At 39.2% G+C, this 22702-nt stretch carries 22 protein-coding genes and 1 pseudogene; 11 read left to right on the top strand and 12 right to left on the bottom strand.

The annotated features are described in order from the left end of the window. Positions 1 to 347: 347 nt before the first annotated feature. Positions 348 to 1187, top strand: a complete 840-nt coding sequence (locus tag HGD76_RS22105) for a prephenate/arogenate dehydrogenase (protein WP_168697531.1) — start codon at positions 348 to 350, stop codon at positions 1185 to 1187. Positions 1188 to 1306: 119 nt separating this feature from the next. Here HGD76_RS22105 and ychF read toward each other — a convergent pair whose 3' ends face one another. Then, positions 1307 to 2398, bottom strand: a complete 1092-nt coding sequence (gene ychF / locus HGD76_RS22100; protein ID WP_148763703.1) for a redox-regulated ATPase YchF — start codon at positions 2396 to 2398, stop codon at positions 1307 to 1309. A 101-nt stretch (positions 2399 to 2499) separates the two neighbouring features. Between ychF and HGD76_RS22095 the strand changes: the two genes are divergently transcribed. Then, a complete protein-coding gene (locus tag HGD76_RS22095) occupies positions 2500 to 2874 on the top strand; it encodes a hypothetical protein (RefSeq protein ID WP_168697048.1) in 375 nt (124 codons plus the stop codon). A gap of 146 nt (positions 2875 to 3020) precedes the next feature. Here the strand turns inward: HGD76_RS22095 and HGD76_RS22090 are convergent, their stop codons facing one another. Further along, positions 3021 to 3356, bottom strand: a complete 336-nt coding sequence (locus tag HGD76_RS22090) for a hypothetical protein (protein WP_168697047.1) — start codon at positions 3354 to 3356, stop codon at positions 3021 to 3023. Positions 3357 to 3777: 421 nt separating this feature from the next. Continuing rightward, positions 3778 to 4083, bottom strand: coding sequence for an efflux RND transporter periplasmic adaptor subunit (locus HGD76_RS22085; RefSeq protein ID WP_168697046.1), 306 nt, complete (start codon positions 4081 to 4083; stop codon positions 3778 to 3780). A gap of 80 nt (positions 4084 to 4163) precedes the next feature. On the opposite strand from HGD76_RS22085, the gene HGD76_RS22080 reads away from it, so the two are divergent. The 4 genes from HGD76_RS22080 to HGD76_RS22065 all read left to right on the top strand — a co-directional run bounded on the left by HGD76_RS22080 (position 4164) and on the right by HGD76_RS22065 (position 7325). Continuing rightward, on the top strand, positions 4164 to 4922 hold the full coding sequence (locus HGD76_RS22080; RefSeq protein WP_148763711.1) for a thioesterase II family protein: 759 nt from the start codon (positions 4164 to 4166) through the stop codon (positions 4920 to 4922). A 288-nt stretch (positions 4923 to 5210) separates the two neighbouring features. Next, positions 5211 to 5675 (top strand): Hsp20/alpha crystallin family protein, encoded by a 465-nt coding sequence (locus tag HGD76_RS22075; protein ID WP_015083275.1) that lies wholly within the window; start codon positions 5211 to 5213, stop codon positions 5673 to 5675. Positions 5676 to 6100: 425 nt separating this feature from the next. After that, the gene (locus HGD76_RS22070) at positions 6101 to 6346 is read left to right on the top strand and encodes a hypothetical protein (protein ID WP_168651280.1); all 246 of its coding nucleotides are present in this window, start codon (positions 6101 to 6103) and stop codon (positions 6344 to 6346) included. Between the two features lie 10 nt (positions 6347 to 6356). Further along, complete coding sequence (locus HGD76_RS22065) at positions 6357 to 7325, top strand: hypothetical protein (RefSeq protein ID WP_168697045.1); 969 nt, start codon at positions 6357 to 6359, stop codon at positions 7323 to 7325. A 118-nt stretch (positions 7326 to 7443) separates the two neighbouring features. On the opposite strand, the gene HGD76_RS22060 is transcribed toward HGD76_RS22065, so the two are convergent. After that, positions 7444 to 7956: a Spy/CpxP family protein refolding chaperone gene (locus HGD76_RS22060; protein ID WP_168697044.1), complete on the bottom strand. Its 513-nt coding sequence runs from the start codon at positions 7954 to 7956 to the stop codon at positions 7444 to 7446. Positions 7957 to 8176: 220 nt separating this feature from the next. Here HGD76_RS22060 and HGD76_RS22055 point away from each other — a divergent pair, with 220 nt between their 5' ends. From HGD76_RS22055 to HGD76_RS26415, 3 genes and pseudogenes are all read left to right on the top strand, one after another. Beyond that, the gene (locus HGD76_RS22055) at positions 8177 to 9373 is read left to right on the top strand and encodes a sensor histidine kinase (protein WP_168697043.1); all 1197 of its coding nucleotides are present in this window, start codon (positions 8177 to 8179) and stop codon (positions 9371 to 9373) included. Positions 9374 to 9435: 62 nt separating this feature from the next. Next, positions 9436 to 10104 carry a response regulator gene (locus HGD76_RS22050; RefSeq protein ID WP_148767000.1) on the top strand — a complete coding sequence of 223 codons (669 nt, stop codon included), beginning with the start codon at positions 9436 to 9438 and terminating at the stop codon, positions 10102 to 10104. A 208-nt stretch (positions 10105 to 10312) separates the two neighbouring features. After that, positions 10313 to 10435: pseudogene (locus HGD76_RS26415) on the top strand (protoglobin domain-containing protein); the annotation flags it as partial. A gap of 102 nt (positions 10436 to 10537) precedes the next feature. Here the strand turns inward: HGD76_RS26415 and HGD76_RS22040 are convergent. Then, entirely contained in the window at positions 10538 to 10876 is a 339-nt protein-coding gene (locus tag HGD76_RS22040; RefSeq protein WP_168697529.1) for a BON domain-containing protein, read from the bottom strand. 221 nt (positions 10877 to 11097) lie between these two features. Here HGD76_RS22040 and ilvN point away from each other — a divergent pair, with 221 nt between their 5' ends. Then, on the top strand, positions 11098 to 11616 hold the full coding sequence (ilvN, locus tag HGD76_RS22035; RefSeq protein ID WP_148763721.1) for an acetolactate synthase small subunit: 519 nt from the start codon (positions 11098 to 11100) through the stop codon (positions 11614 to 11616). 144 nt (positions 11617 to 11760) lie between these two features. Here the strand turns inward: ilvN and dnaG are convergent, their stop codons facing one another. The 3 genes from dnaG to HGD76_RS22020 all read right to left on the bottom strand — a co-directional run bounded on the left by dnaG (position 11761) and on the right by HGD76_RS22020 (position 14890). After that, a complete protein-coding gene (gene dnaG / locus HGD76_RS22030) occupies positions 11761 to 13671 on the bottom strand; it encodes a DNA primase (protein WP_168697528.1) in 1911 nt (636 codons plus the stop codon). A gap of 134 nt (positions 13672 to 13805) precedes the next feature. Then, a complete protein-coding gene (locus HGD76_RS22025) occupies positions 13806 to 13979 on the bottom strand; it encodes a hypothetical protein (protein ID WP_168694562.1) in 174 nt (57 codons plus the stop codon). Then, positions 13973 to 14890: an alpha/beta fold hydrolase gene (locus HGD76_RS22020; RefSeq protein WP_168697042.1), complete on the bottom strand. Its 918-nt coding sequence runs from the start codon at positions 14888 to 14890 to the stop codon at positions 13973 to 13975. The genes HGD76_RS22025 and HGD76_RS22020 overlap by 7 nt, the downstream gene beginning before the upstream one ends. A 404-nt stretch (positions 14891 to 15294) precedes the next feature. On the opposite strand from HGD76_RS22020, the gene infC reads away from it, so the two are divergent. Then, a complete protein-coding gene (infC, locus tag HGD76_RS22015; RefSeq protein WP_015083285.1) occupies positions 15295 to 15828 on the top strand; it encodes a translation initiation factor IF-3 in 534 nt (177 codons plus the stop codon). 1133 nt (positions 15829 to 16961) lie between these two features. Here the strand turns inward: infC and HGD76_RS22010 are convergent. From HGD76_RS22010 to HGD76_RS21995, 4 genes are all read right to left on the bottom strand, one after another. After that, positions 16962 to 17168, bottom strand: a complete 207-nt coding sequence (locus tag HGD76_RS22010; protein WP_015083286.1) for a phycobilisome linker polypeptide — start codon at positions 17166 to 17168, stop codon at positions 16962 to 16964. 215 nt (positions 17169 to 17383) lie between these two features. Further along, positions 17384 to 17869, bottom strand: coding sequence for an allophycocyanin subunit beta (apcB, locus tag HGD76_RS22005; protein WP_015083287.1), 486 nt, complete (start codon positions 17867 to 17869; stop codon positions 17384 to 17386). A 67-nt stretch (positions 17870 to 17936) separates the two neighbouring features. Further along, complete coding sequence (gene apcA, locus HGD76_RS22000; RefSeq protein WP_148763726.1) at positions 17937 to 18422, bottom strand: allophycocyanin subunit alpha; 486 nt, start codon at positions 18420 to 18422, stop codon at positions 17937 to 17939. A 370-nt stretch (positions 18423 to 18792) separates the two neighbouring features. Then, on the bottom strand, positions 18793 to 22185 hold the full coding sequence (locus HGD76_RS21995) for a phycobilisome rod-core linker polypeptide (protein WP_168697041.1): 3393 nt from the start codon (positions 22183 to 22185) through the stop codon (positions 18793 to 18795). Between the last annotated feature and the right edge of the window lie 517 nt (positions 22186 to 22702).

The following is a 22702-nucleotide window of genomic DNA, read 5'->3' as shown; positions in this document are numbered from 1 at the left end:
TGCTATAGCAGCGAAAAAGAAGTCAAAGCTGACTGCTGTAAATGGAAAAATGCTATAGTTATTTGCTATTTCAGTCTCAAATGTGTCACATCGGGACAATTTGCTAGTTAAATTTACGACTCGTGCAAACTTACTATTCCCAAGATGCTTAGATTTTTTCGATTTATGGACATTACTAAAATTTGATTCTGTTAGGTTAAGACCACTAAAGTTGACAACCGGTTCTGCCTAGGTTGCGATTAATTCTGCTTCTAAATTCATTAATCTACCCTGCTATTGCCAACTTTGAGAGTTGAAGTTGGTAAAGTATTGAGAGAATAAGTACAAATTAAATTTTCCAGATGACGATGAAAATTGGTATTTTAGGACTGGGACTTATAGGCGGTTGCTTAGGTTTCGATTTACGTTCGCAAGGACACCATGTTTTAGGTGTCAGCCGTCGTCAATCAACTTGTGAAAAGGCAATTAACCTTGGTAGCGTTGATCAAGCGTCGTTGGACTTGAGCTTGTTGGCATCAGCCGAAGTTGTATTTATTTGTACCCCTATAGGATTGATAGTCCCCCAAGTGAAAGAGTTGATCACTCATTTACCAAAGGCTACTATTATTACTGATGTTGGTTCAGTTAAAATGCCTATAGTTGAGGCAATTTCTCCTGTGTGGGAAAATTTTGTCGGTGGTCATCCGATGGCGGGAAAAACAGACGCGGGTATAGAAGCAGCACAGCGAAATTTGTTTGTTAATCGGCCTTATGTATTAACGCCTGTGGAGACAACACCTAGTAATGCTGTGACAATTGTAGAGGAAATTGTGCGATCGCTCGGTTCTATTATCTACCATTGTCAACCAGAACAACATGACCGCGCTGTGAGTTGGATTTCTCATTTACCTGTAATTGTGAGTGCCTCCTTGATAGCAGCTTGTTTAAGTGAAACAGATCCAGAAATCGCGGCATTAGCCCAAAATTTTGCTAGTTCAGGGTTTCGAGATACAAGTAGGGTTGGGGGCGGAAATCCCGAATTAGGGGTGATGATGGCGCAATATAACCGCCAAGCACTATTACATTCTCTTTATCAATACCGCGAAAATTTAGACGAATTTATTCATATAATTGAGCAGGAAAAGTGGGAATTATTAGCAGAAAAATTTAAATTCAATCAACAAGCGCGTCCTGATTTTGTAGAATAAGTTACTGGTGCGTTATCAATAATGTAACGCACCTGATCATTTAGTTATCACCGAGTCAGAAAGAAGAAAGAAAGCAGAATATTTATCTCTTCTGTTCCCTGTTCCCTGTTAAAGATTATTTACACATTAAACCGGAATAATAACACATCACCTTCTTGGACGATATATTCTTTTCCTTCACTTCTGACTAAGCCTTTTTCCTTGGCTGCACTCATTGAACCATGAGTTACTAAATCATGATAAGCAACCGTTTCTGCCCGAATAAATCCCCGTTCAAAATCAGAGTGAATAACTCCTGCAGCTTGAGGTGCGGACATTCCGGCATTAATTGTCCAAGCGCGGGTTTCTTTTGGTCCACAGGTGAAATAAGTCCGCAAACCTAATAGAGTGTAAGTTGCGCGAATTAAAGATTTTAAACCACCTTCTTTTACACCTAAAGATTCCAGGAAATCAGCTTTATCTGCTTCTGGTAATTCCACTAATTCCGCTTCTACTTGAGCCGAAACAATGACAACTTGGGCATTTTCGACCGCAGCAACTTCTCGAACTCTCTCAACAAAATCATTACCTGTGGCTAAATCTTCTTCAGAAACATTAGCAGCGTAAATAATTGGTTTATTGGTAAGTAGTCCTAAGCCTTTGATAATTTCCGATTCTTCGGCATTCAAACCAACTTGACGGACAGATTTGCCTTCATTTAAAGCAGCGGCTAATTTTTCGAGAATTTCTACTTCAACCTGGGCATCTTTGCTAGTGCGTGCGAGTTTGCGACTTCTATCAATCCGTTTTTCAATTTGGAATAAGTCAGATAAACCAAGTTCTAAATTAATGATTTCAATATCTCGCGCTGGGTCAACAGAACCGGCTACGTGAATGATATCATCGTTTTCAAAACAACGGACAACATGAACTATGGCATCAACTTCCCGAATGTGGGATAAAAATTGATTACCCAGTCCTTCTCCTTGACTTGCACCTTTGACTAAACCGGCAATATCAACAAATTCAACACGGGCTGCTAGGATTTGTGCAGAACCAGCAATTTTTGCGAGAACGTCTAACCGGTCGTCTGGTACTGAAACCATGCCAACATTCGGTTCAATGGTGCAAAATGGGAAATTAGCCGCTTCAGCTTTAGCATTAGCGACTACAGCGTTAAATAGGGTTGATTTTCCGACGTTGGGAAGTCCGACAATTCCGGCTCTTAGCATTGTAAATTTTAGATTTTGGTTTCAAGTATAAGGATAGTTCAAACAGGTGGAGGATGGTTGGAGTCATTGGTGGTATAAAAAAATCTAAAATCTAAAATGGTATGAACAAGTATCTAATTACAGCCATAGTTACAACTGTTTTATGGCATAGTTTATTATCCAAGGCTTGGGGGCAAGCACCCAATTGTATTCCCCGAAGTTTGCCTCAAGTTAGCAAATCGGTGAATACTGTCCAGCAGAATAATGTGATCGTCATTGGTAAAGTGCCAAACCGCCCTTATGTGGTTGTTATTCCTGGTAATTCAGATCAATTATTAAATGTTGTCAGAAGCTATGTTTCTGACGCATTTTTAGCCAAGCATCGGCTTGGGACTTATATATACGCTGGGAGTTCTAGTAAAAGAGAAGAAGCCGAGTGTTTATCTAGCGTGTTGAAATACTATAGGATAGATGCGCGAGTTATCTATTTCCACTAAGGAGGGTGTAGGATTGACACTCTCAGTGAGCCAAGCCACTGAGATTCTACTGACAGAATGAGATTAAGAGTTTACCCAATCTAATCTCGCTGCGACCTCACAAAGACAATTATATCAACTTGCAGTTCCTTAATTTAGGTTTGAGATTATTCTTCTTTCTGACTTCTAACTGCTGCTATATCCTGATTTTCCCACAATTCTAATAAACCAACTGTACCGACAAAAAATGTATAAGTTGCATATTTGATTGCTGTCTGATTGCGTGTTGGGGCATAATAAGCGGCAATTAATGCTTCAATAAAATGAGCGGATAGGGCAATATGGGCAATGATTAAAGCTGGGGTTAAAATACTCGGTAGTTGGTTATTGGTTATTGATGTTTGCATATTCCATAATTCTAAGCCTATGGCGCTGGTGATGAGTGCAGTGGAGATGATTTTGATGATGGGGAATAATTTTACTTTGAGATCTTTTAAGTTCATGTTGTTTAGAGAATGTGTTGTAAATGAACAATTTTACGACGTTTTTCTTGATCAGGAAAATAACAATGAACAGCGTCACGAATCATTACTCTTAGTGTTTCTATATCATCGCTTCACAGCTTCGGCATTTTGAATGGCTGCAAGATCGCCTTTAACTACGGCTTGGGCATTTTGAATGGCTACTAGTACCTCAGGGCGGAAGTCAAAAGTCAAAAGTCAAAACTAATATACAGTAGGCTGTTTGGCGATTGAATATGGTTGCTTTATTTACGCAGTGATGTACTAGTAGTCTGTCAAGATAAAAATGATGGACTGTAGTGTGAGCGTCTCGCTCACGCGGGCAAGATGCCCGCACTACCAAAAACCCGTCAAAATAAATTTGACAGACTACTAGGTCACTTTTAACGACTGTTTGAGCATTTTAAATGGCTATTTTATCACCTCGAACAACGGCTTGAGCATTTTGGATTGCTTCTCTATCTGCTTGCAATGTGGCTTGTGATGTCTCACTGTTAGTAGAATACAATTGGGCTTGATCCTGGCTCACAGCACCATTTTTATATAGTTCGTTATAACGTTTAGTTTGGGACTGGGCGTATTTTGCTTGTGCTTGATCTTCTGCTAAGGTAGCGATCGCTTGTCGGACTAATCCCTCATCTTTAGCTAATGTCGTGATCTGATTTTCTGCATGAGCCAAGTTTCCTAACCTGACTAGGAAAAAAGTCACAATAGTTTCATGACTTTTTTCCTAATTTAAAAATAGATCCAGCAATCAAATTAGCAATTAACCCCATATAAACCTCCATCATGACAACTAAAACCACTTTCACATCTTGGATAACTTGCCCTAAACCCAACCCCCAAGCTAAATTACGCCTATTTTGCTTTGCTTATGCTGGTGCTAGTGCCTCAGTTTTTCGGACTTGGGCTGATGATTTACCCGCAACTATTGAATTATGCCCTATCGAAATTCCCGGTAGAGGCAGACAAATCAAATCACCTCCATACACAAAAATCCTCCCTTTAGTCCGAGAAATAGCCACTAATATCATCCCCTGTCTAGATAAACCTTTTGCTTTTTTCGGTTACAGTATGGGTGCATTAATCAGTTTTGAGTTAATTAGGCTACTGCGTTCTGAATATAGTCTTTATCCTTTGCATCTTTTTATTGCTGCCCGTTGCGCCCCACAATTCCCTAGGGAAAACCCACCCATTTCTAAATTACCAGATGCCGATTTTTTAGCCGCAATATCCCAGTTTAATGGGACTGCCAAAATGGTGCTAGAAAATGCCGAATTGATGCAGATTTTTTTGCCGATTATTCGGGCTGATTTTACAGTTTTGGAATCCTATGTTTATACTTCTCAACCACCCCTAAATTGTCCTATTAGTGCTTTTGGTGGGTCAGAAGATCCAACAGTTAGCTATACTGCTCTTTCTGCCTGGGAAAAACAAACTGTTGCCCCTTTTTCATTGAAAATGATCGGTGGTGATCACTTTTTTATCAATACGGCTAAAAGCACTTTAGTTAATAGTGTAATTCAATCTTTACAGTGTTATATTTAAGATATTTTTGGCTAAAAAATAGTAGCAATATCCACTCTCGTATTCTAACATACGAACCTGAAGTTATTAGCTCAATAGTACGGTTATTACGAAGATTATATCTATAAAACCGAACTGTAATTAATTGATTTTCTAGTGCTATCATCTAATTGGGAGGCTAAAGATTAGGCTTCAAGAAGTTAAAAGTTAGAGATTTTGCCAGTAGTATTATTGTTTACCAAGTCACAAGCTGAAGATTTAGTCTCACCAAATCAGAAAGTCCAATAGTGAATTTTTGAGGAGATAGTTATGACACTTGTACGTTGGAATCCGTTACGGGAAATAGAACGCTGGGAACCATTCCCTGAAATGGGTATTATCCGGCAGCAAATGGATCGCTTGTTTGAACAATTATTACCACCTGATGCAGTTGAAAGGGTGGGGTTAACTTTCATTCCTCCGGCTGAGATTGCAGAAACTGATAGTGATTTGAAGTTGAAAGTAGAAATACCAGGTTTGGACGCAAAGGATCTTGATGTCGAAGTCACTCCTGAATCGGTTTCTATTAGCGGTGAGCGGAAGTCGGAAACAACAACGGAAGCAGAAGGTTTGACTCGCTCGGAATTCCGTTATGGTAAGTTCCAACGGGTAATTGCCTTGCCTGCTGTTGTGGATAATGAGAAGGTAGCGGCAGAATATAAGGATGGAATTCTCTATCTAACTATTCCTAAAGCCGAATCGGAAAAACACAAAGCTGTGAAGGTTCGTCTTTAGTTAGTTACCTTTGATTAGGCTAGATCAGGAAGGGTGAGGGATTTTATAATTACTTCATCCTTCATTTTTTTTTGTTACTAGTAGGCGAGATTATAATTTATTATCAATAGTCCAGGTTTAAAAATATGCCTAAAAATATGTTTTCAATTATATAGTTAATTCTCAAGATAGATGCTAAAAAAGCATTCTTATATTCACAAGTCTTGAGAGCAACAAGTTTAACCTATATTTCTTTTCATTCTTTTATGTAAGGGATGGGAAAATATATCCCAGTCACTGTTAATATATCGGAAATAGCAGTTTATGCCTCTGAGTTAGATGGGATTTTTTAATTTTTTAGAAAACTTCTATGAAAACACACACTGATACAGTTTCATTTGCTTGAATAGCTATATAAAGAGGATTAAGACTGGCAATTATTAATTATGGCAACCAAAGTAATTGATGTTAGAGAATATACTGTCCGAGCGCACAAAAGGCAGATTCATACGCGAGTTTTCAACTTTGTCTGTAAAGAATGTAATCAGGCTACAAAACGAGAAACTTTCGGAACTCGCCCTTTATATTGTGAATGTTGTCGTCCTCCCCAACCTCCTAAAAAATCACTCCAGGTATCGACACCGAGCAAACCTAGAGCCATGACTTACACCAGCAATATAGATTTAGGTTGAGTGAATTACTATGAATTCTCCAGAACAATTACAAGCACCACCCGATGTATTTATTACGCCATTGTTGGAATTACGAGATTACTATGGGAGTCTCGCAAAAAAGTACCAACGTCTATTTATAGAGGCGCGATCGCAATTAGATAATGTAGAATCTTTGTTGTCTACTTGGTCTTATCCTCATGACAACGAACAGGTTGAGGCTGCTGAAGAAGATTCACTGTTGTTGTTGTCTTCCAATCAGAGTTCTCGTGTAGAATATTTGGATTCTCTAGAGTCAGAAGTTCCTAAATCAGACTCTTTCAAGGTTGATCATTCCCTTTCTGAAGTTAGCAACTCAGGCAATTTTTCCTTTCAACGTCGTCACTATGTTGGTAAAGGGGAAGACGTTCCCATGCTGGCTCAGTATGAAAATATGACTCGCATGGAAGCACTTAAAAAGCTATTGCAAGAATATGTGGGAACTGTCTGTCACATAGATTTTATTGTGCGATCGCTCTACGGTAATTTAGAGTCTACTATCTTTAAAGTCGTTAAAGGTAGAGTCCAATCATCTCTAACTCAAGGGAGAGAAAGTGGTTATTGGTCAGCAATTCCCGATGAACCTGGTTGCTATACCCTAGATGTAAATTCACTAGGACCGATTCAAGGTAAGGGAATATCTAGAAGTATTAAATCCACCAAAACCAACAAACATTTCACTAGACCCCAGATGAAAGTAGTCCCGATGTTGGCACAATTTGATGGTCAATTTTTAATTGATGCTCTGACCTTATTTCTAGAACAAAATGCCGGACGAATTTTCAATGTGAATGAGATAGTCAATGGTATTTATGGACATTTAGATGCTGAAGAAGTCAGAGAGGTTAAAAATAAGGTTCTCAATGAACTATCTAGGGGTCATCGCACAGGCCGCTTTGTGAGAGTTCCTAACCAAATCGGTTTGTATACTTGGGATATGAATATGATCGTCCAGAAATGATCCAAAAAAGGGGCGTTAACAAATTGTAACGCCCTCTCTAAAGTTTGCCTATATACAAAAATGGGATGAGATTTTAAGCCCACCCCTAATTTATTAATCTTATTTGAATAGTCAAGAATTATTGAGGTTTATCTTGTTGACGACGAGAACGCATATTTTCTCGCATTTGCTTCATTTGTGCTTGCTGTTCCGGAGTTAACACAGCTTGCATTTGTTGTTTTGATGACTCTCTAATTTGTTTAATTTGATTTTTCTGTGTTTCAGTTAAGTTCAAAGAAGCAAAAATATTACCTTTTTTACCACGTCCTTCTTGACGTTCTCCTTGTCCTTGTCTTTGTTGACGTTGCGCTTGATGTTGAGCCTTACGTTCAGCCATTGCAGCTTGTAATTTGGTCTTTTGTTCGGGAGTCAAAACAGCTTCAATTTGAGCGCGGGTACTGCGGCCGATTTCTTTCATTTTAGCTTTTTGTTCAGGTGTCAAATTCAACTTTTGAAATTGACCCTTTTTTTGCCATTCTTTACCAGGTTGAGGTGAGGATGGATTATTTTGTTCCGCTTGAACTGCAAATGGAGTTGCGATTAAAGTTAAAGCCAGAGTACCAGCAATCAGTGATAATGTCTTCAGTTTCATAAATACCTTTTGGTTATGTTTGGTTATGTTGGCTTTCTATAGTTCCTATCATATAGATTAACGCCCAGTAATGATATGAGGCAAAGGTCACGTCTACACCCATGACTTTAGTCATGAAATTAGCATTTCAATGTCTTCCTCTCATCCTATTGAACTTGAATCATGATACAAATATATTAAATCTAGGTTAGGCTGCCATTTTTTCAATTATCAATTTTTTATGAATCGTCCTATTCAATTTAATAATCATCCTTTTCGATTTCTACTTTATTTAGAATGGCTACTATTAGGATTTTCAGCGTTAATGGCATTAATGCCATCTCCTTCACCGCGCTTTTCTGTCATGTATCCAGAACTGACAATTTGCAGTTTGACATTTTTCGGTTTAATGGGTTTAAGATTGCCTACTTACAATAAAATCAATAAATTTATTTATACGACTATTGAAGTTATATTAATTTTAATTACTGGCTTTTTTGGTGGTAGAAGTGCGAGGCTTTTTCCCTTTCTCTATCTAATTTTGGTAACTCGCAGTTGTTTAATTTTTCGACTACCAGGAAGATTAGCAGTTACTTTTTCCTCATTTATTTTATTTTTACTTACTCTCAGACAAAGGATGCCTCCTGGACGATTTTCACCAATAGCCCAAGAAAGATTTTGGTTTTTTAGTTTTAGTTTAGCAGTTTTATTTGGTTTAAGTTTAGTATTTGTTTTAGTATTAATGAATACTGTTTTATCTGAACGGCAAAGTCGAGATAAACTCCAAGCTGCAAACGAAAAACTCCGTCAATATGCCTTGAGAATTGAAAGTCAGGCAACTTTGGAAGAACGCAACCGTATTGCTAGAGAAATTCATGATTCTTTAGGACATTCTCTGACGGCTTTAAATCTTCAATTAGAAACTGCTTTAAAGTTATCAAAACATGATATACCTAGAGCAATGACGTTTTTAGCCACTGCCAAAGAACTGGGTTCAAAAGCCTTACAAGATGTCCGTCAATCGGTTTCTACCATGAGATCCCATCCTTTACAAGAACAATCGTTAGAACAGGCAATTCAGAATCTTGCGGCAGATTTTCAGCGTTCTACTGGCATTTTACCCAGTTGTCAAATATCCATTATTTCTCCATTGTCTATGGAAGTCAGCACTCCTATTTATCGAGTTATTCAAGAATCATTAACTAATATTTCTAAATATGCCCAAGCCACAGAAGTTCAACTAGAATTAACAACAACATTAGAAACTGTGAAGTTAACAATTCAGGATAATGGCAGAGGTTTTGATTTAGAGCAAAATACTACTGGATTTGGTTTACAAAGTATGCGCGATCGCACGTTGGCATTAGGAGGTGAATTTCATATTCATAGCAGTCATAATCATGGTTGTCAAATTATAGTTGATATCCCTTATTTATAGCAGGGGAGAATATTTTTTCCAATTACTAATTACTAATTACCAATTACCAATTACCAACAAAAATGATTAAAGTCTTACTTGTAGATGATCAAAGTTTAATTCGTCAAGGTTTAAGAGCCTTATTAGAATTAGAAGCAGATATAGAAATTGTCGGGGAAGCTGAAAATGGTCAAATCGCAATTAATCTAGTTGAAAAATTAAAACCTGACGTAATTTTAATGGATATCAGAATGCCTATCATAGATGGAGTTGCTGCTACCAAAGAAATTAATCACCATTTTCCTCACAGCAAAATTCTTATTTTAACAACTTTTGATGATGATGAATATGTGAAAGCAGGATTACAAAATGGCGCAATGGGTTATTTACTTAAAGATACACCCTCAGAAGAGTTAGCAGTCGCCATTCGTGCAGTTGACAAAGGATATTCCCAATTGGGACCAGGAATAGTCAAAAAACTAGTCACTCAATTTCCGGCTAATTCACAACCAGTATTAGCTGTACCAGCGAACTTAGCGGAACTCACCCCTAGAGAAAAAGAAGTTTTGCGGTTAATTGCTATTGGTGATAATAATCGAGAAATTGCCCAAAAATTGTATATTTCTGAGGGTACAGTTAAAAATCATGTTACCAATATCTTAAATAGACTAAGTTTACGCGATCGCACACAAGCTGCTATCCTGGCAAATAGTTTTTTTACTTACTTACAACAAAATATTGAAAATAAATAGCACATAATTTAATTCATAAGGGGGTTAGAAAAGAGGCATCCATTTACACAGTTCCATCATTGTGCAAACATGAATTGGCAATTTGTATGATTGATTGGTATTCCTGAATTGAGGTATGAAAATCAAAAATTCCCTTTCTGAAACTCTTAATCTTTGCGCCTTTGCGCCTTTGCGTGAGACTAATTCATACTTTCATTCACCAACGCCGATTGATTTAGCTTTTATTGAACAAGCTTATGTAGAAGTTTCTTCGGCTGCGGTACTCAAAGAAACAGGATGGTCAGCAGCCTTATTCAGACGTTTAATTGCTACTGGTGCATCTGATATGTAGTACCATAGGGAATAGGTGTAGGGGTTTAGCTCATGCTTTATCCCTGCTCCCTGCTCCCTGCTCCTTGCTTCTTATTTTTACTAAAAACTTATTCAGTAAATTTTAATTAGTATTAACTTGTGTCGTATCAACATCTGTAGTGCCATCAACAGTGTGAGCTACAGCAATTAGTTGATTAAGAATATCTTGGGTGGGAACTTGACCTTTTAGTACCACAGTGCTACCTGTTTGAGCAACCCAGAGAGTGTGAACATCATCAAGTTCAGGAGTTTGATCAAATGCTAATGCTACGCGCTTGGCTAAACCACTTTGGTCATATTCTCCATTTAATCCCATGCGTTCTGGCTCTGTTGTTTGTGTATTAGCATCGTCGCTAGAAATTGGATTAACTTGGGCGCTTTCCGATTGCTCTAAGCCAAACATTCTTTGTAACCAACCCATAAATACTTTGTTCCTGTCAATTTTCACTGCTGATGACAATATATGGCTTTAATTTAAAGGCTGCATCTATCTTTGAAAATAGATAACTTTTCCACAGGAACGGAACGATCGCAATTATTAAGTATAAAATAAAAATTCAGACCGACAATGCAGCGTAGTCGAAACTCGCTTTGCAGTCATGAGTGCCGGTCTGCGTTCATGTCATGCTCCTTTAGTCGCCGATGAAACATACGCTGTCAGTTATTGTGGAAGATGAAGCGGGGGTTCTATCCCGCATTGCTAGTTTATTTGCTCGTCGGGGTTTTAATATTGAAAGCCTGGCTGTGGGACCTGCGGAACAGGAAGGAGTATCCCGAATTACGATGGTTGTTCCTGGTGATGATCGCATTATTGAGCAACTTACCAAACAACTGTATAAGTTAGTTAATGTTCTCAAAGTGCAGGACATTACAGAAATTCCTTGTGTAGAAAGAGAATTGATGCTTCTGAAAGTAAATGCTACTAGCAGTAATCGTTCGGAGATTATCGAATTGTCGCAGATTTTCCGAGCGCGAATTGTGGATGTGGCTGAAGATTCTTTGACTTTGGAAGTTGTGGGTGATCCTGGTAAAATGGTGGCGATTGTGCAAGTGCTACAAAAATTTGGACTGAGAGAAATCGCTCGCACAGGTAAAATTTCTCTGACTCGTGAATCGGGTGTGAATACTGAATTACTGAAGTCTTTACAAGCAAAAGTCTAGTGTAATTGCAAACGGATGATCAAGAAGTTAATCATCGAAGTTTTTCATGTAATCAAGCAGCAGATATGGTGTAATGGCTATATCTGCTGCTATTATTTTGATAATTAAGATTAAAAGTTAGGTGTTGCTAAAATTTTATCTTGCCTAAATTAAGTTGGTAATAGAAAATTGTCGCTGTTTCTCAAGGTCTTGTAAATGAAGTTTTTCTATATATATGGCTTCAGCATAATATTTATCTTTTTCTGGTTCGGCTTCAGGATCTATTTTTTCCCATTGTTCCATAAAATAACGATAGCGTTTTTCTCGAAATACTCTCTCCATGCAAGCTAATGCTGCTTGAATAACATGAGGAGTTCGTAATATTTCTGTTTTATTTTTTTCGTTGAGATGAAATATATGAGAAACTATTTCTAGTTCTTCTGCTAATTCTAAATATCTATTTTGCACACTAGAAATTAAATCAACTTCATCAACTGTAAATTCTGCCATTTGTTGCCATAAAAAGCGATGATGAGAAAGACTAAATTCTAAATTACGGTTTTCTAAATCTTCAATAATTATTTGCCGCTGCTGGGAAGAATGAAGATAAATAATTAATAATAATGCCTCTGCTCGTTCTAGTAAACTGCGTTCTGTGTTCACTAAAGATAGCTTTGGGGTTTTAGTTGCGGGATTACTTGTCCGCGGATTTAGAGATTTTATCCTACCAGGTTTAATTTGAGTTAGGAGATTTTCAACTCTTAGAGGAATAAGTCGAGTATCTCCTAAACTCAATATTTCTGCACAGGAAGAAACATAATAATTAAGTGTATCACTATTAACTATATTTTGCAATAGTTTAACTATTTGTTGGGTGACTTGTTGGAAATCAGTAGCTTGTTTTAAATCTCGATTTTTAATAATATTTTGAATTTGCCAATCAAGCCAAAGTGGCGCATTTGTTAATAGTTGTTGATAATCGGCTGAAGTGTGACTATGTAGATATTCATCAGCATCTTTACCATTAGGTAAATTGAGGATTTTTAATTGCACTTCCCCTGCATAAGCCAAATTAGCAATTTCACCAATTGCTCTTTCTGTGGCGTTTGTGCCGGCTTTATCAGCATCAAAATTGAGGATTAATTGTTTGGATTCTGTGTAACGTAATAATAGCCGCACTTGTTCTATACTTAATGCAGTTCCTAGGGAAGCAACGGCGTTATTAATTCCGGATGCATGGAGAGCGATCGCATCAAAATATCCCTCAACTACCACCGCTTGATCAACTTTAGAAATACCGTCTTTAGCTTCATCTAAAGCAAATAACATTTTCCCTTTACTAAATAATTCTGTTTCTGGAGAATTGAGATATTTCGGTTGTTCCTCCGTTAAAGTTCTGCCACCAAAAGCAATGACTCTACCTTGAATATCCCGAATAGGAATCATTAAGCGATCACGAAATACATCATAATATCCACCTCCTTCTTTCCGGGGTTTAATTAATCCCGCTTGTTCTACTAATTGCACGGGATAATGTTTACTTTCTACCAAATAACGGTAAAGAGTTTCCCAACCAGCAGGAGCATAACCTAAACCAAATTGTTGAATTGTTCCTTGTTTAAATTGACGAGTTTGTTCTAAATACTCTAATGCTTTTTGTCCTTGAGACTGTCTTAAAGTGTGTTGATAAAATTGAGCAGCAGTAGCAAGAACCGTATATAATTGATCACGTAAAGATATTTGCCGTTGTAATTCTTGTCTTTGTTCAGGTTCTAAAGTTTTAACCGGGACTTGATAACGTTTTGCTAAATCTAGTACCACGTCTGCAAATTGACGTTTTCCCAAGTCCATGACAAACTTAATCGCATTACCCGCTGCTTGACAGCCAAAGCAATAATACATTTGCTTATTAGGACTAACGCTAAAACTGGGGCTTTTCTCATCATGAAAAGGACATAACCCCAAAAAATCTTTACCTCGTTTCCGCAAAACTACATACTCCGAAACCACATCAACAATATCAGCCCTGAGTTTTACTTCTTCGATAGTGTCTGGATGTAAGCGGGGAATTTGCATGAGAGGTAAACAGTGAGAAGTGATATCTATTATATAGCAGGATTCACATCCAAAAATAGGGGAAGAAACTGCTAGATAATCTCTACCCATAACTACCCATACATTACTATTTGTCCGCATCTTCAATCAGTTGATCAACAAAATCCGTTGCTGCCAGTCAGGGACGGTTTTTGGGTAAGTTTTATAGAACCGGAGAGAAATATATCTTTTGCAACTGACAACTGACAACTGTACGGGCGAAGCATTTGGAGAACTATTTTTGGCAATGACCGATAATTATCTTCCAAATGCTTCGCCCCTACTAACAACTGACAACTGACGAATTACCAATCCAATCTAAAATCGTCTGGTTAACTTGTTCTGGTGATTCGTCATGGGGACAATGACCGACATCTTCTAAATATAGCAATTGCAATCTTTTATTGTAGCCCACAAATTGATTTGCTAGTTTTGGTGGCACAAATCGGTCTTTTTTCCCCCAAATTAACAGCATAGGAATTGTTAAGTTTGGTAAAATCTTCTTGACACTAGGACTAAAATTAACCCCCGTTGTCGCTTTAAACAAGGCTCTAAAGGCACGGGCAGATCCCCTATCCTGCGGCGGTCCTGCTAAAATATCTATAAGTTCATCAGTAATAGCTTCAGGATTTGCATAAGCTAAACTAGCCCAAGGACGCAGTACACCAGGACGACGCACAAAATAAAATATCGGTTTTAATATTAATCTGGAAGTAAATATACTTTTAATCCCGCTAACAAGAGGTTGTAAAGCAGTCGGAATCATCTCCTGTTCCAAATTAGGATCAGGTAAACTCATCATCACTATCCCCTTTACCATATCAGGATGGTTAGCGGCTGCGACTATAGAAATTAGTGAACCGATGGAATTACCAACTAAAACCACTGGTTGACGAATAAAGGTTTTCCAAAAATCGTAAACCTGCTCTACCCACAGTTCCACATTGTAGCTAGTTGCAGCCTTTTCCGAAGCCCCAAAACCAATCATGTCTAAGGCGTAAACCGGATGAGATTTACCCAAAACCTCTAAATTATGTCGCCAATGACCAATGGACGCGCCGAAACCATGAAGTAAAATTAAAGGTGTTGTTTTTGCATAATCATGGGGAGGACGAATATAAGTATAACGGGTTTGCCAACCACGCCACACCCAATCCCTTTGATTACCAACTCTTTGCTGCCAATGTGTTACGGTAGTCACAGTTATCTCTTACTGATTAGTTGGAAACTATTAATTTTGTGCGTTCTTTCTTAATATGTTACATTATATTTGGTTAGCTTCAATGTATACCTAATTTTGCTATCATGGAAACATCTTCTAGATATCATACCTCTATGTATCTCAGAAGAAAATTGTAACAATAGTTATTAGTGTCAAATATCATGTAATTTACGTTAAATAATGCAGTGGAATCAACTCAGAGTCAGACTATACAGTCAATCACTTGATTAAACTTCCCTTATAAATTTGCTACACTAGAGAGGGATATTCATTTTCCAATTCTGAGTTACTGTTGTATTTTGCCTTCAATGGCATATCAAACTAAACTAACTAAATTCAAGACCAGTCCAAAATCTTAACTAATAGAGCTGCCACTAATCATAATGCCTGTGATTGAGAAAAAAAGAACTCGCGATCTGCCCCAAATTAACGAACGGATTCGCTTCCCGAAAATTCGGGTGATTGACACTGATGGCGCACAACTGGGAATTATAACTCCGCAGGAAGCGATACAATTAGCAGAGGAAAAGGAATTAGACCTAGTGCTAATTAGTGACAAGGCTGATCCGCCAGTGTGTCGAATAATGGACTATGGGAAATATAAGTTTGAGCAGGAGAAGAAGGCGCGGGAAGCCCGGAAGAAACAGCACACGGCTGATGTGAAAGAAGTGAAAATGCGCTACAAAATAGAAGAACATGACTATAATGTGCGCGTTAAGCAAGCTGAACGCTTCCTTAAAGATGGCGATAAAGTTAAGGCTACTGTGATGTTCCGAGGTCGGGAAATTCAACACAGTGACTTGGCAGAAACGTTGCTTAAACGGATGGCTACGGATTTAGAGCCTTTTGGTGAACTTCAGCAAGCACCTAAGAAAGAAGGGCGGAATATGATGATGCTGATTTCACCCAAAAAATAATCTTGTCAACAACCTAGTAATGAGTGCTGTATAAATTAGTGAATAATAGGATCTAAAATTGACTCCAGGGAAATTTTTCCCATTCCCTCAGCATTCAACCATAATTAGATTTATGTCAATTTATTCTAAAATGATAGTCCTGACGGCTGAGTGGGAAAAATAATACTCAGTTGTTCAGGACTTTTGCTATGTTACCCACATTCAGCAAGCCCTAAATATACTCAAAATATTTTTCCCAGCAGGTTATTTTGTTAAAAAAAGAATTTCATAAAACAGCTAAAACCCAATCATAATAACCACTTCATGCTTTTTGCCATCTAGGTCGGTATTCAATGAATTTAATCTCAAACCAACTAATTTATTGACAGTATTCTCAATAAACTTGATTTGAGATTTAAGTATATCGGCGATGGCTACGCCGCGCCGAAGGCATCGCTCTAATATAGAATTGTGTGTCATTGTCTGAAAGCCTTGTTATCATTGGGTTATGGATAATTCCGAAAATTCAAAGAACACCTGCGGAATGTGGGATCAAATTCTGGTGACTTTGCGTCATCCTACAGGCTTTGTGAGAGAAGCTGCTATACTCAACACGCCTTAATTATTTGATTTAAGCGGGTAGGGGTAAAGCAAGAGCTTCATTAGTGTCAACTTAATGTAAAACCCATAACCCAACTGGGAATGAATTCCCAGTCTAATAGCGCAAGTCATCTAAAGATGACTGAATACTAGGAAAATTTATTAGTCCGTTTTAACGGACTTGAGCTATTAGACAGGGAATTTATTCCCTGGCGGGTGTGGAAGCCAACAAATAAGCCATCTGTAGCCTAAGTTGACACCAATGAAGCTCTTGCTTTACCCCTACAAATCTAGGTTTTTCGTGATTTTACAAAAGTCCATGTCCCAACCGTTTTGAGTATATATCCTATTTGAGTGTGGTTTCTGGCAGGGTTGTTCAAGAGATTCTTCCTTACTTAAAAACAGATCCAAATCCTCTGGTAGCGGCTCAAGTTCAGGAATTGATGAAGAAATCCGCTTTTTGACATTCTCTGATATGAAATTCTCAACATAAAAAAGAGGTCATTACTGACCCCTGATAAAATCAAAATAAAATAATGTTTGATTTATAGAAATTAAGACAAACCAGTATTAGTACCTTGTTTACCAGTTGCTAATTCCACCTTAACAATCTTGCCACCCATTTTTTGAATCCGTTGTTGTTCACGGAACCAATTTTCATAAGGAACTAACTTAGTAAAGTAAGTATTTTGTAATTCGCGTTGGGTGCGAGTCCGAGTTAGGCTGGGAACACAAGCAGTTACTTTAAATAAACGAGCCATTTTGTTTCAAATCTCCTGATATTGTTTTAGAAACTTTTTTATCTCAAATATCTTGAGTCAAAATCTTTAATTATTTTTTCCAAGGCTGGAAATCAACCATCAATACTAGACTGATAACACTTACAATCAATCAGCAAGAGAACCTTCTAGTAATCATGATTGATCTCCAGACCTTAACAAAGCCGCACCTATATGACTAAGTGCAAAGCTAACTCTTAGCTCAAGCCAGAGGAGACATAGTCAAAGTAAACGCCCATTTCTTTACCAGCGTCAGGACCAACCAAACTAGCGGTTACTTCCTTCATAGCTTGGATAGCTTGAACAGTAGCGCCTACGGGTACTCCCAAGGAGTTGTAGGTTTCTTTCAAACCATTCAATACGCGCTCATCCAAAATGGAAGCGTCGCCAGCAAGCATAGCGTAGGTAGAATAACGCAAGTAGTAATCCAAGTCACGGATACAAGCTGCGTAACGGCGTGTGGTGTACATATTACCACCGGGACGGGTGATGTCAGAGTACAACAAGGATTTAGCTACAGCTTCTTTAACGATAGCAGCAGCGTTAGCACTGATAGTTGTAGCTGCACGAACGCGCAGTTCACCAGTAGCGAAGTAGCCTTTTAGCTTTTCGAGAGCAGCGGTATCAAGGTATTTACCTTGAACATCTGAAGAATTGATAACGGAGGTAATTGCGTCTTGCATTGTTGTTTTTTCCTTATTTCCAACCTTATTGCCACAGTTTTAGTTTGAGCCAAAAAACAGCTAAAACTTACTGCATTGCACCAACAACGTAGTCGAAGTAAGAACCAGCTTCACCAGCGTCTTCAGAAGACAACAGGGTAGCAGCAACGTTCTTCATAGCGGCAACGCCACCAGCAACTGCATCAATGGGAGTACCCAAAGACTTGTACATTTCGCGGACACCAACGATACCGATTTCTTCGATGGCTGTAACATCACCAGAAACGATTCCGTAGGTAACAAGACGCAAGTAGTAGTCTAAGTCACGCAAGCAAGTAGCTGTCATTTCTTGACCGTAAGCGTTACCACCGGGGGAAACAACATCAGGACGTTTTTGGAACAGTTGGTCGCCAGCACCTTTAACAATGCGTTCGCGGTTTTCGGTCAATACTTGAGCGATGCGAAGACGTTGTGCGCCACCAGCAACAAAACCTTTGATTCTGTCTAATTCACCGGGGCTGAGGTAGCGAGCTTCTGCATCAGCATTCACGATAGCTTTCGTGACGATACTCATTAATGGATTCCTCCAAAACTAATGGAACCAGAATTTGATTAAACTGGTACGACTTTATATGGTTGGTACTGAATTTACATCTTGATTTACATTTCTAGCCAGATTGACTGGATTTGGTGTAAACCAGGTGGAAAACTCAATTACCTCCCGCAAAATATTGTCCAGTATTATGTTGAGCATTTATTACTGCTCTTAATATTTTGTAACACTTATTTTCAGATTTGCTCATTCTCAGGGAACAGAGAGCAGCGCGGTCTTGGGGTCTCCCCAAGTGGAGCGACTGCGGAGGAACAGGGAACAGGGAACAGTAAAAAGCTAGATAAAACAACCTTTTCTGTCACCTATTACCTATTACCCATGGCCCATTTTCCTATCTATTAGGAAGACCACCTGTGAGAACAGAAGGAGACAAGCTAGACCAAGATTGTTTCACCAAGTCAGCTTCAGCTTGAACACTACCCAAGTAGTTACCTGCTGGTAAAGATGGATAGCGTTTGTAGGGAACAACGTCTTCACCAAAGTAACGAGCATACTCAGGACTGTTGACAATTGCCTCTACAGCAGCCCTTAAACCGCTATCAGCCAATAATTTGTTATATTGACGGATTTCGCCTTGGGTAGCTGGTGCGCGTCCCAAGAGGTGACGGAAGAGGAATTCAATTACCTTGGTGTTGGGATAAGGCGCGTAGAAACGTTTGCGATAGATTTCGGAACTGGCTAGTTCGAGAACAAACTCACGCACGGTAATTTCACCGTTACGCAATTTGCTATCTAAGTCAGAACGGCGGAAATAAGCAGGGACTTGACCGCTAAATACGTCCATAACTTGGACATAGATAGCATTAATCACCTGATTGGTTTCGGGGGAATTTGTCCCGGTGGTAGCACGGTAAATCCGGGCTGGTTTGCGACGGCTTGTACCAACACCAACTTCTACAGATTGACCACGACCATCATTGAAAGAACGACCCAATTCAATAAACAAGGGTTTAGTCTTGTCCATTTTCTTGGCTTGGGCTGCCAAATCAGCGATCGCCTTGGCGAGAATTGGCGTATTCTCAGTTTTAATCCGGGGCTTCACAGTTTCAAAACTAGGAACAACCAAATCATCATTTTGCTTGGTTAGCTGGTTGTAAAGCTTCTCGGTATTGGGGAAATTAGCCGCAGGTAAAGTGGGGAAGCGACGGAAAGGAACGGTATCTTCACCAAACACTTGACCATATTCTGCACTTTCAACCATCGCGCTAATAAAAGCCCGAATCCCTTGAGTAGCGAGGATTTGGTTGTATTTGCGAATTTCTGCTTGGTCAATAGGGGCGCGACCTAAGAAATGCTTAGTTCCCAACTCAATTACTTTTGTATTGGGGTAAGGGGTGTAGAACTCCTTCAGGTACAGGCTAGAGTAACCCAAACCTTGAATAAATTCCTTAACGCTGATTTCACCATTCACCAACTTACTTTCTAGAACTGTAAACTCGTTCTTAGAGATGTAAGGAGCAATATCGCGCTCGAAAATCTGCCGATAAGCGCCGCTAATCACAGTTTCCGCCGCAACCTTGTCATTTTTAACTGCTGTCAGTTTAAAGACCTTGGTTTGCTCACGTTGCTTAGTAACACCTTGGTTAATGCGGAACTCAATATCTGGTTCAGTCCGCATTTCTGTGACTGTACCCAATTCCACAAAGCGAGGTGTTTCCTGTTTCTCAACATTCGCCAAATCTTCGCGGATAGTCCCCACACGTAATTGACGTAAAGACACACCCGCAGGAGTTAGATAGCGCTCGTAAGGAACTGTATCTTCATTAAATGCTTGGCTGTATTCGTCACTGTCCAGAATGGCATCAACGACCGCATAAAAGCCCTTCTTAGCAGCGATGTCAAAATACTTATTGTTTTCTTCCCGACCATAGGTAGGACGACCTAACAAGCGACGGTGAATGTACTCAATGGCTTTACAGACATAGAGAGAAGTCCAGTACATCTTCCGGAATAAATCCGACTTCGCCAACATCCGCACAAACTCGCGGACGGTGATATCGCCGTTTTCCAGCTTAATTTCCGCAACTTTCAGCCGTTGACCTTCGTAAACATCACGACCAAAAACTTGTAGATAAGTAGCCTTAATTACCGCTTGGGTAGAACTTTCCGAGAACTTGACACTTACACCCTTAGGAGCTTTTCTGCCAATAGTTCCAGGTAACTGGTCTAACTTGAACACCTTCGCGCCCAAAGTCCCAGGAGCTACACTCCGAGCATTAGGATTGCTGAGTTGGTTATTGATACCAGGCCCTTGGTGAATCAAGATCCGGCGAGTATCCTTACTAAACGGTGCAGGGCTGCTGCTGGGGTTGCGGGTTGCTTTCGGGAAAATCGCCCCAAATTGAATTTCCAAGGGGTCATTACCAGAACCGTAGGGATGTTGGTCAGGTAATGGTTGTTCGTAAGCAGCAAAAGTTGTAATAAACTGAGGAACTTTCCGGAAAGGCGCACTGTATTTAAACAGGTCTTGCTGTTGTCCCCAGTTACGACATTCTTGGGCTTCTTGACCCAGACCCCGAATGTAGGGAACTGTTTCTTCACCAAAGTAATCGCTGTATTCGGTAGAATCTACCAAAGCATCAACTAAACCTGCCAAACCTTTGAGGGAAACAATGGCAAAATATTTTTGCACTTCCTCACGGCTACTTGGTCCCCGTCCTAAAATGTGACGGAAAGCCAATTCAATCACCCGGCTGTTAATAAAAGGCTGATAAAACTGTTTTTGGTAAAGGGGAGATTTAGCTAAACGGCGAATAAACTCCCGCATGGAGATTTCGCAGTTTTTGACTTTCGATTCTAAGTCAGAAATAGACAAGCTATAAGCACGGGTAATATCGCGCTCAAATACTTGACGATAAGCCGCTTTGATGACTTCTGTTTTTTCGCCAGAAGACAAGCCGGGCTTCATGGCGTACTTGGGACGACGTTCTGCGGCCACAGCGTAAATTTGTGGCAGTTGTAATCCTTGTTGGTCGCCGGAAGGACGTTGACGAACTTTAGTAGAAGGTGTTGGTGCTTTAAATTCTGTCAGCAACACATTCATGTACTCAGTCACAATTTCTGTGGCTGCGGCATCTTTACGGAAATAAGACAGGGACGCTGCTTTGATTTCTTGTAAAGCGACGATGGTTGCTTCTCCAGAACAGGCATTTTCAATAATTTCCCGCAAACCTCTGGTATTTACAGAGATGATGTTGGGGTCGCCAGCGACAATGGCGTAGGTGGCATAGCGCAAGAACCAAGACAAGTCACGTAAGCTTTTGGCCATGTTGCTAGGCCCATAACGAGCGACGTTAATAGGTCTAAAGCCTGGAGGTGTTGGTCCACCAGCAGAAGTATTGAAGATAGAACGGAGGTTTTCAAAGAAACCACCACTACTTTCAACGTAGGTGACTGTTCCTAGTTTCATGCCCTCTTGGACATTAGCACCAGCGCCAACCATTGCCAATTCTCGCTCTTGGGGCTTTTCTAAGAAAGCCATTGGTGAACCACCAATGAAAATCCGGTTAGCCGCACGAGAAACGATGATTTCGGAATTGTCTGTCAAAATTTTGGCAATTTCTAACCGCTTTGCCCCGGAGGTAAAATAACTGCCAAGTTCACTTAGTTCACCTCTTCCCAAAAAGCGGTCTTGTTGTTCCGCTTGGGAAATGGTGGCGACAGGTAAGGTTTGATATAGTTGCGGACGCGCAACTGAGCTTCCACCGCTTGCCTTAACACTCATGGGATTTTTAAGACTCCTATCATAATTGTTTATCTGTTCAGCCTGGGTTATTTATTTTAAGGCTTGACATTTTTGCGTATTTATGAATGTTACGCCTCTAAAACCCAGTAAATTAACTCGGTCGATTTTCAGATTAGAACGTTTTGCGTTTACACTGTTGGTTTATTAAGAAGTATGTCGAATCTGTAATCTAAATTTGATATTCAAGAAGATACATACTTCCATTTTCTGGGATGAATATAGATTTTATCCTACATTCTGTACTCTGATGATTCTTAAACTTATTCATAAAACCAGGGGACAGACGGGAGGCAAAAATGAGAATGCTATATTAGTAACGGGTTGGTAAACCGCTATATTCTCTATTTCGGTGATTGATATCAGAAGGAAATTACGTAAGATAAATTAAATGAGTAGTAAATACAACATTATTTATTAAGTATTATTGTTTATCTTAACAAGTTACAAAATTTATGCGGAAACGGAGAATGTAAATCTCCATATATATTACAGTGGT

It is taken from the genome of Dolichospermum flos-aquae CCAP 1403/13F (assembly GCF_012516395.1).
Taxonomy (GTDB): domain Bacteria; phylum Cyanobacteriota; class Cyanobacteriia; order Cyanobacteriales; family Nostocaceae; genus Dolichospermum; species Dolichospermum lemmermannii.
The sequence above is the reverse complement of the archived record's forward strand: the minus strand, read 5'-3'. Positions and strand labels throughout refer to the sequence as shown.